The organism is Microcoleus sp. M2_D5 (assembly GCF_036701935.1).
Classification (GTDB): Bacteria; Cyanobacteriota; Cyanobacteriia; order Cyanobacteriales; family Microcoleaceae; genus Microcoleus.
In genome coordinates, this window is the sequence record NZ_JAUBRP010000125.1 from 1 (window position 1) to 11,156 (window position 11,156).

The following is an 11,156-nucleotide window of genomic DNA, read 5'->3' on the forward strand; positions in this document are numbered from 1 at the left end:
GCGATAAAGCCTACGGGATTGTTAATTTCGTGGGCTACCCCTGCGACTAAATTTCCCAAAGCAGACATTTTTTCACCTTGCACCAATTGCAGTTGCATCTGTTTGAGATCGTGGATAGACTGTTCTAGTTGTTGACCGTAATCTTGAGATTGTTGATAAAGCTGTTGAGATTGCTGATACAAGCGGGCGTTTTCCAGCGAGATGGCAGCTTGCGAGCAGAGGATGTTGAGGAGAGCGACGCGATCGCTGGTGAATGCCCCCGTCGTCAGGTTATTTTCCAAATACAGAATTGCCATCATTTTGCCTTGATGGATAATCGGAGTACATAGGATGCTCTTAGGTTGGTGGTGCTGTATATAGGGGTCAGAAGTAAATATTAATTCAGTCTTGACATCATCGAAAACTAGGGTTTTATTGCTACGTTTGACGTAATTAATGACCTTCTGGGGAATTAATTCGCTCTCCTCAATCCCAATAGTTTCTTGCAGAAGACAGCCTTGGCGATCGCTACAGTGGACAGCGATTTTCCAGTTGTCCTCTTCTTTCAAAATCAATACTCCTGTTTGAGCGCCTGCATTCTGAATCGCCACTTCCATCAGGGTAGTGAGCAATTGTTCCAGCTTAATTTCGCTAGACAAAGCTTGATAAGCTTTGATAACCGTTGGTAAATCTATTACTGTCGTACTCGTACTCCCAGCAATCGTTTGGCGATGACTAGAAATCAATGAAGTCTCATTGGAGGTAGTACCTGCCTCGAATGAACGAGCATTTTCCTGTTTGGAGATAGGAGCAAGAAGTTCGGGATAGCGTTGTTCTAGATCGTCGATTTTTGCTTTCGCTCCCCAACGAGCATAAGCATAGTAAGCATCTATTAGATACACCCGGGCAACTTTTTCTTTCCCCCATAGCAGGTAGAATTTAGCAGCCAATTCATTCGCCAGAGCTTCTTCGTTGAGATAATCGTTTTCTTTAGCAAGAAAAATGGCGCGATCGTATGCCTCCATCGCCTGCACATTTTCACCCAGCACTCGAAACAGTTCGGCTTCCACTAGGTAACATTTGTGAGAGAAATTCATGGGGGCGTGATGCGCCCATTTCTGAAGGATTTCCTGGTTGCTTTTCACTTTTTGCAGATGTTCTTGTTTCTCTTCCGAGGAACCCACCTCGCTACAAACTCCCAGCCGTGCTAGAGAGTCATAAAAGTAGAACATCGGCACATTGAGCATACCCGTCACCGCGTCTAAATACTGTTCGGCTTGCCGAGCATTTTCTAAAGCTTGCTCGGTTTCTCCAAACAGGTAACACACAAGCAGTTTATGGAAGTAAAAATAGTGGAGTCCGTTGCGATCGTTGGCTTGGATGTGAAACGGAAGCATTGTTTCTTCATTGTAGGCATCTCCCACAAATTGACAGGGGTTTTCCGATCGCCCCAGCAGATTTAATAAAGCCTGATGAACGATTTGAGTATAATTTAACGCTGCTTCTTGTTTAAATTGAACCAACGCATTGCAGTAGGTCGTTACCTCTTCTTCGAGTCCCGCGAGTTCCCGACCGATTAAATATGAATATTGAGAGATTTCTTTTGCTGAATATCCCAATTCTAGCTCTCCCGTTTCCAGTCCTCTGGCGTAACCCTCTTTTAAAAGAGGGATGGTTTCTTTAACATGATGTTTACCATGTATGATGTGAACGCCAACTGTATAATATACTTTTGTTTTGAGGTAATTAGCATTAAATAAATCAACAATATTTAAAGCTAACTTTCCAAATTCAAACCCTGTTTCAATGTCTTGAACTACACCGCTTAATACCAATCCATACAAGCCGTAAGCAAAAGCAGATAAGGGAGCATTCCCATAACTAACCGACAAATTAACCATTTCGACAATAACCAGTGGCAGCAGAAGTGGAGCCGTGATGTAAGCAGGAGAAACTAAACCTGATAAAATTCGCAATGCGGCTTGTTTTTGGAGATTTTCCATTTCTGGCAAATCAATAAAGTCCGCAATTTTTTTGCCAGCAAAAAGTGACGCGGTTTGTTCTAGTCCCTGCTGAATATCTGCCGGAGTTGGATTGTCCCGAAAGCAGATTCCCAAGAGTTTGAGAACTGCTAACCCCATTTCAACGGCTTGTTTCGGTTTGACTTGCGCCGTACAAGCAGATAGCTCAATTTCATAAACTTTGACCTTATCCAGCAGCGTTTTGGCATGGTGCAGGACTAAAGCAGCTAATTCCTCCATTTCCTGAAAATCATAGCTCAGATATGCGGTTTCTGCCCCTAATACGTGCAGTTCCAGGGCTGTTTCATAGTGAGTCTGCCAGCTATCGGGAACTAGAATTTGCCTGCCAAAACTTAAATATTTGCGTGCTGCTGTATAAGCGGTAGCAGTCTTCGCTTTGCGTCCAGCGATTAGATTCAACTCAGCCAGTTGGTAACGATCTGTTTGCTCGGTAATTAAATCAACACCATAATTCAATTGATTGACTATATTAAAAATTTTCTCTTCCCTTTCTGTTGTTGGAGTATTAATTAACAGAAGTTGACCAATATTGAGGTGAGTGGATTGTTTCAGGGAGTCGGGAATCAGAACGTAAGCTGCTTGCTGTACGCGATCGTGCAGAAATTTGTAATAACACGATTCAGGATTCTGGAACCACGAGTCAGGAGTATTGCTGTCTCCTTCTGAATTCTGATTGCTGAATTCTAACTCCTCGAAAGTGAAAAATTTATAAACTTCTGTTAGCGGGAGAATTAACCCTGCTTGCAAAGCAGGCCACAAGTTGGCTGCGGTATCTGAAAAAGATTTTTCACAAACTACCGCCAGCGTTGCTATATCGAATTCGTTGCCAATGCAGGCAGCTAACTTTAAAACTTCTTGCGTCTGGATTGGCAACTTTTGCAATTGAATCGCCATGAACTCGACAACATCGTCTGTCAGGGCTAAGGTTCGCACTGTCGCGATATCGCACTGCCAATACCGCTCGTCAAAATTAAAGGTAATTAGCCCATCTTCATGCAAAGATTTGAGGAATTGCGTGCTGAAAAATGGATTGCCTTGGGTTTTTCGATCGATCAGTTCTGTTAAGGGCATAGCCAACGCTCTAGAACAAACTAAAGTATCGGCAATCAAACAATTCAAATTGACGCAATCGAGCGGCGCGAGGGTAATGGTGTTTACCGTAGCTCCGGTTTGTTGAATTTCGGATAATGTCAGCACTAAAGGGTGTACGGGATTGACTTCGTTATCTCTATACGCTCCAATTAATAAGAGATACCGCCGATCGCGATCGCTCGTCAAAAGTTGAATCAACTTTAATGAGGCTGAGTCGGCCCATTGCAAGTCGTCTAAGAAGATGACGAGGGGATGTTCTTTGGTTGTGAAGAGTTGAATGAAGTTATCGAGTAACCGATTGAAGCGATTTTGGGCAGCACTGCCCGACAGCTCTGGTGCGGGGGGTTGCTCTCCGATAATCCGCTCTAGTTCGGGAATTACCTCAACAATTACCTGAGCATTTTCGCCCAACGCTGCCAGGATTTGAGTCTTCCACTCTTCAACTTTAGCATCTGTTTCGCTCAGCAATTGCTTCATTAAATCGCGAAAAGCTTGTACAAAAGCGGAGAATGGTTGGCTGCGTCCAAATTGGTCGAATTTGCCTTTGATGAAGTAGCCTCTAGCTGCGACAATCGGTTTGTGAACTTCGTTAACGACAGCGGTTTTGCCAATGCCTGAGAAGCCAGCCACCAGCATCATTTCCGCGCTTCCTGCACTCACGCGATCGAAGGCTGCCAGTAGGGAGAATACTTCTCTCTCTCTACCATATAATTTTTCGGGAATGATGAAGCGATCGCACAAATCTCGCTGCCCTAGTTTAAAAGAGGCGATTTCTCCAGTTTGTTGCCACTGGTACAAACAAGTTTCCAAATCAAACTTGAGCCCTAGAGCACTTTGATACCTATCTTCAGCATTCTTCGCCATCAGTTTGCTAACAATTTCAGACAGCACCAATGGAACGCTGTTGTTAATGTGATGGACTGGAATAGGCTGCTTAGCAAGGTGACAGTGTACTAACTCTATCGGATCTTCGCTTTGAAAAGGCAACTGTCTCGTGAGCAGTTCGTAGAATGTAACTCCCAGAGAGTAGAAATCTGTGCGGTAATCAATGCCTCGGTTCATCCGCCCAGTTTGTTCGGGAGATATGTAAGGTAAAGTGCCTTCAAGAAGGTTGGGATTTTGAATTTCTTGGGTTTGGCGCGGCAACAGGGAAGCGATGCTGAAGTCAATCAGCTTAACTTGTTTGCTGACAGGGTTAATTAAAATGTTGGCGGGTTTGAGGTCTTTATGGATGACGCGGTGGCGGTAAAGTCCATCCAGCGAGTTGGCAATTTGAATGGCAATGGGAAGAAACTCGTTAACGGGCAGCCCTTTCAGGGGTTCCTTGCTGGCGAACATCAGGCTGGCGAGGTAGCTACTTAAGGAAATTCCCCCAAAGTCTTCCATCACCAGAGCATAGTGGTTGTGGTAAGCCTCCAGGCTGTATGCCTTGACACTGCCAGGGATATCTAAGTTTTTAGCAATGACGTACTGGTTGCGAAAGTGAACCAGTTCGTTGAAGCGGGGAAAGTCATTTCGCAGCAGCTTGATCGCTACGGGCTGCCGATCGCAAGAGCGACAACCGCGATAAACTAGAGTTCGATTGCCTGCGTATATTTGCTCGTTAATCTGATATCCTCGCAAAATATTTGTTATGCTAGCCATACCTACCTATTCCTACTGCTTCTGTAAAGCCTGAAGCTTTTTAGAGTTACTATCTACTATTTTCGCTCTATCGGCCGTGCTATTGATTAACTATACTTAGTTTAATCTACTTTGTAGCTCAAATTATGAAAATGCCATTTTAAAAACAACACTTAATATTTGAGGTAATAAATGTCGGTCTGGGATTAGATCCTAAGTAGAAAATGAAGGATGCTAAAGCTGATTTAATGACAGCAGTTCATTATTGAACAGAAAGTTAACACGCTAATTAATAGGATGAAAAATATATAGCCTTTGTCAGTAACATGAGGTGCACGCTTGATAAGCGAGCATAGGCTTCCGCGGGCATAGAGTCTAGGGCATACCTCACCAAGATTGAGAACTGTTGTAGTGAAAAATTACTGGCATAGCTAAGTCAATTAACAAGGAGTTTTGGTATTAGTTCCGTGTCTGACTTGAATATTTGGCAAAATGATTTAATTCAGCAACGGTTGCGGTTAGAAAATCTGCATCAGCAAATCGCCTCAACGAATCAAGAATCAAGCGCGTCTTGAGACCAGAAAGTGTCAAAAACGTTTGTGGGTATAAAAATACAAAATAGGCTTAGGGAAAATTGTCAACCTTTTTCGGCTAGGCATCTTAGCCTGGGTTCTGGACGATCGCTTACAAGACTGGCGCGCAAACTCTGACTGTAATCGGTGAAATTTTATCAGTTTCTTGATACACTTAATGTTCGCGGCTTGAGAGTTGACTGCACAATAAGACAGGTTTCACCAGTTGTGAACCGCGCTGCTACATTGCACCTACCGACTTACCGGGCAGGTGGCTTTTGTGTCTGCGGGCGCTGGCGAAAGCAACTCAACAGCGCAGCCAGCAAAATAACGCTAAAGTTACTATCTACCTGATTCCGCAAGGCTATCCTTCCGAACTCAGGAAAAACCCACACAAAAAACTAGATCGCCTGCAATGTATCTAGTTGCAGGGCGGCGATGGCCCAAAGAATCACTGCTTTTTAACAGCAAGGTATTCTAGGAGACATCTCCGAAGCGATGCGAGCGAGATAATTTAAAATCTGCAAACAGGGTTTCAGTGCTAAGTACAGGCAGCATCGACGTAAATTTTTATCCAATCAGCTTTCAATATGCTGTTTTAAAGTTTACTAGGCTCCCACCGCTCGGCAGCCTTCTCTCTCCGAGCTATAAAAACGCATCAACCACACAATCACGGAAATAACATTCAATCAACATGGGTAACACGATCGATCCAAACAGAAACGTGCATCAGACTGAGCGAGGAACTCCATTCGCCGGCCAAAGCTGGTTAGTGGAAGAAAGAGATGCCTGCGGTGTGGGGTTTATTGCCAACCAAAGCGGGGAAGCTACCCACTCGATTATTCAAAAAGCGCTCCCAGCTTTAACTTGTTTAGAACATCGCGGCGGTTGCAGTGCCGACCAAGATTCCGGCGATGGTGCGGGTTTGATGACCGCGATTCCTTGGGAATTGCTGGATACTTGGTTTGCCGAACAGGGAATTGTGCCTCCCGCACGAGAAAACTGCGGCGTGGGAATGCTATTTCTGTCTCAAGATAAATTTCAAGCGACTATAGCGCGGCAGGTGGTTGAGCAAGTTCTGACCGATCGCGGACTGAAACTTTTGGGATGGCGCAAAGTTCCCATTGTACCATCGGTTTTGGGCGAGCAAGCGCTAGAAAATCAACCTCAAATCGAACAAGTAATTGTCAGTTCCCCGCACGCTTCCGGAGACGAACTCGACAGACACCTATTTCTGGCGCGCCGCACCATCGGACACGCGCTGTCAAATCGTCCCAACTTTACCCGCCGAGACTTTTATACTTGCTCTTTTTCCTGTCGCACGATCGTCTATAAAGGCATGGTGCGATCGGCCGTACTGGCAGAATTTTACCCTGACCTGAAAAATCCCGCTTATAAAAGCTCCTTTGCCGTCTATCACCGGCGCTTCAGCACCAACACCATGCCCCGCTGGCACTTAGCCCAGCCGATGCGCTTGCTGGGACACAACGGGGAAATTAACACGCTGTTGGGCAATATTACCTGGATGAAGGCGCGACAAGCTAATTTAGCTCACCCGAATTGGAGTCAAGCGGATATCGACACGTTTAACCCAATTGTCAACCCCGAAAGCAGCGATTCGGCAAACTTGGACAACGTGATGGAATTGTTGGTGCACTCCGGCCGCACCCCCCTAGAATCCCTGACAATTCTGGTGCCCGAAGCCTACAAAAATCAGCCGGATTTGGCGCCATATCCAGAAATTGTCGATTTTTACGAGTATTACAGCGGCATTCAAGAACCTTGGGACGGCCCGGCACTGCTGGTGTTCAGCGACGGCAAACAAGTAGGTGCTACGCTCGATCGCAACGGTTTGCGGCCGGCCCGCTACTGCATTACTAAAGACGGTTTGGTAATTGTCGCTTCCGAAGCCGGAGTTGTCGATATTCCCGAAGCAGATATTGTCGAAAAAGGCCGTTTGGGGCCCGGACAAATGATTGCAGTTGACCTGCAAACCAACGAAATTCTCAAAAATTGGCAACTCAAACAGCGCATTGCTAAGCGGCACCCCTACGGCGAATGGCTGAAACAAAACCGCGAAATCTTGCAGCCCCAGCCTTTTGCGGAAACAGCAACCCTCGACTCGCAAACGCTGTTAGCAACCCAAACTGCTTTTGGCTACACAGCCGAAGATTTGGACATGGTAATCGTCGAGATGGCGAGTTCTGGAAAAGAACCGACTTTCTGCATGGGCGACGACGCTCCCTTAGCTGTATTGTCAGAAAAGCCTCAGTTGCTGTACAACTATTTCAAACAGCGGTTCGCTCAAGTGACAAATCCGCCGATCGACCCCCTGCGCGAGGGGATGGTGATGTCCCTGACGATGAATGTGGGCCTGCGGGGCAATTTACTGCAAGCAATCCCGGAAAATGCCAAGCTGCTAAAAATTGATTCCCCGGTACTCAACGACGCTGAACTGTCTTTCTTGAAAGACCAAAAGTCTTTCACCGCAACCGAATTGTCAACGCTTTACAAAATTGCTGCCGGGCCTTCTGGTTTGAAAACAGCAGTCGAACAACTTTGTCAAGAGGCGGCGGCTGCGGTGCGCGAGGGTTCGAGAATTCTGATTTTGAGCGATCGACCATTGAAGGAAGAAGGCGCATCTTCTGTTGGATTGAGTGCAGAATGCACTTATATTCCGCCCTTTCTGGCAGTTGGTGCGGTTCACCACCACTTAATTAGCGTCGGGCTGCGGATGCAAACTTCGCTAGTTGTGGATACCGCCCAATGTTGGAGCACTCACCACTTCGCTTGTTTGATGGGTTACGGGGCGGTGGCTGTTTGCCCTTACTTGGCCTTGGAAAGCGTGCGCGCTTGGTGGTCTGACCCCAAGACTCAAAACTTGATGCAGCACGGCAAAGTTCCCAATATTACCGTGGCACAGGCTCAAGCTAGATACCGCACAGCGGTGGAAAACGGCTTGCTGAAGATTTTGTCGAAAATGGGGATTTCCCTGCTGGCTAGCTATCAGGGGGCGCAAATCTTTGAGGCGATCGGCATTGGCGGCGATTTGCTCGATTTGGGTTTCAAAGGCACTGTTTCCCGCATCGGCGGTTTGACTGTGGCGGAACTGGCTAACGAGGTAATGTCTTTCCACAGTCAAGCTTTCCCAGAATTGCACCTCAAAAAGCTGGAAAATTACGGCTTCGTGCAGTACCGCCGGGGCGGTGAATATCACATGAACAGCCCGGAAATGGCGAAGGCTTTGCACAAGGCTGTGACTACTTTTAAGGCTCAAACTAACAGTAACGGCAATGGGGCCGAACCAAAAATGACACCCATAGGTGACAAAAATGGTGAAAGTGCCTACGACCATTATGAGGTTTACAAGAAACAGTTAGAAAATCGCCCGGTAACGGCTTTGCGGGATTTGCTGGATTTTGTGAGCGATCGTCCTTCCATTCCCATTGAAGACGTAGAATCTGTAGCAGATATTGTCAAGCGCTTCGCCACCGGCGGTATGTCCCTCGGCGCTTTGTCCCCGGAAGCCCACGAAACTCTCGCGATTGCGATGAACCGAATCGGCGGCAAATCGAACTCCGGCGAGGGCGGCGAAGACCCGGTGCGCTACAAAGTGCTAGACGATGTGAGCGCGGCGGGTTTCTCACAAACGCTACCTCACTTGAAAGGTTTGCAGAACGGCGATACAGCTTCTTCATCCATCAAACAAGTAGCTTCGGGACGTTTCGGCGTGACTCCAGAGTACCTGATGAACGCCGAACAAATCGAAATTAAAATCGCACAAGGTGCGAAACCGGGTGAAGGCGGCCAATTGCCGGGGCCGAAAGTGAGCGAGTACATTGCTTATTTGCGCCGATCGAAACCGGGTGTCACGCTGATTTCGCCTCCTCCTCACCACGACATTTATTCGATCGAGGATTTGGCCCAGTTGATTTTTGACTTGCATCAAATCAATCCGAAAGCAGGAGTTTCGGTGAAGTTGGTGTCGGAAGTCGGCATCGGGACTGTAGCTGCGGGTGTCGCCAAGGCAAATGCTGATGTAATTCAAATTTCCGGCCACGACGGCGGCACCGGTGCTTCGCCACTGAGTTCGATTAAGCACGCAGGTTCTCCGTGGGAACTCGGGTTGACAGAAGTTCACCGGGTGTTGATGGAAAATAAATTGCGCGATCGAGTTTTACTGCGCGTTGACGGTGGCTTTAAAAGCGGCTGGGACGTGATTGTAGGCGCTTTGATGGGCGGCGAAGAGTACGGTTTCGGCACGGTGGCAATGATTGCAGAAGGCTGCATTATGGCTCGCGTTTGCCACATGAATAGTTGTCCGGTGGGCGTGACAACTCAACAAGAACACTTGCGGAAACGGTTTCCCGGAACGCCGGAACACGTTGTTAATTTCTTCTATTTCGTAGCACAAGAAGTGCGGAGTTTGCTGGCGAAATTGGGTTATAAGTCGATCGCAGATATCATCGGCCGCGCGGATTTGTTGACAATGCGCGAAGGGGTGAAACTAACTAAAACTCAAGCGATTAATTTGGATTGTTTGATTAAGTTACCGGATACTAAGAGCGATCGATCTTTCTTGATTCACGGCGGCGTACACACCAACGGGCCAGTGTTAGACGATGATTTGCTCGCAGATGCCCAGATTCAAAGTGCGATCGCCAATCACGGCACTGTTAGCAAGAGTGTAAAATTGGTGAATACCGATCGCACTGTGGGCGCAAGAATCAGTGGTGCGATCGCACAGCAACACGGCAACACCGGCTTTAGCGGTCACATCACCCTCAACTTCGCTGGTAGCGCAGGCCAAAGCTTCGGCGCGTTCAATTTGCCGGGGATGACGCTGGTGCTGTCAGGCCAAGCCAACGACTACGTTGGTAAAGGAATGCACGGTGGCGAAATCGCGATCGCACCGCCGGCTGGTGCGACTTACGATGCTTCCGAAAATGCGATCGTCGGTAACACTTGTTTGTACGGCGCGACGGGCGGAACTCTGTTGGCTGCGGGTAAAGCTGGCGAACGGTTTGCGGTGCGTAACTCGATGGCGAAAGCTGTGATTGAAGGTGCGGGCGATCACTGCTGCGAGTACATGACTGGCGGCGCGATCGTCGTGTTAGGAAAAGTCGGCCGCAACGTCGGCGCTGGAATGACTGGCGGCTTGGCTTATTTCCTCGATGAAGATGGCAGTTTCCCGGCTCACGTCAACGGAGAGATTGTGAAGGTGCAGCGCGTTTGTACGGCGGCTGGGGAGGCGCAATTGAAGGAGTTGATCGAGGCTCAGCGCGATCGAACGGGCAGCAAGAAAGCTGAGAATATCTTAGCAAATTGGTCGGAATATTTGCCGAAGTTCTGGCAAGTTGTGCCGCCAAGTGAAGCGAATTCGCCGGAGGCTTCGGAACAAAAGATTGCTGTGGAAGCGTAATTTTCCAGTTGGTTAAATAAAGGAGGGGCAATGCGAGTTGCCCCTTTTTTGCATCTACCGGACTTACACGGATAGTTCACAAAACCTCAAAAAACCCTCTTGCTCCCCCCCTTAGCAAGGGGGGGCTGGGGGGGGGTAAGAAAAGCCAAGCAACAACGAAAAACCCTCTTGCTCCCCCCCTTAGCAAGGGGGGGCTGGGGGGTAAGAAAAAGCCAAGCAAGCAACGAAAAACCTCAAAAACCCTCTTGCTCCTCCCCTTAGCAAGGGGGGGCTGGGGGGGGGTAAGAAAAGCCAAGCAAGCAACGAAAAAACCTCTTGCTCCCCCCCTTAGCAAGGGGGGGCTGGGGGGCTGACAGGTGTAGGTTTTTTACGACTGGGTAGTATAAAGTCAATTAAACCAGGCGAAAATAAGGGTGATTCAACGAA

At 47.7% G+C, this 11,156-nt stretch carries 2 protein-coding genes; one reads left to right on the plus strand and one right to left on the minus strand.

Features of this window, described 5'->3' with window-relative positions:
- Positions 1 to 4,757 (minus strand): AAA family ATPase (locus tag QUA50_RS28270; RefSeq protein ID WP_333409751.1); only part of this gene is annotated, 4,757 nt, incomplete at its 3' end.
- 1,245 nt (positions 4,758 to 6,002) lie between these two features.
- Between QUA50_RS28270 and QUA50_RS28275 the strand changes: the two genes are divergently transcribed.
- Positions 6,003 to 10,730: a glutamate synthase-related protein gene (locus QUA50_RS28275; RefSeq protein ID WP_333259473.1), complete on the plus strand. Its 4,728-nt coding sequence runs from the start codon at positions 6,003 to 6,005 to the stop codon at positions 10,728 to 10,730.
- The last annotated feature ends 426 nt before the right edge of the window (positions 10,731 to 11,156 follow it).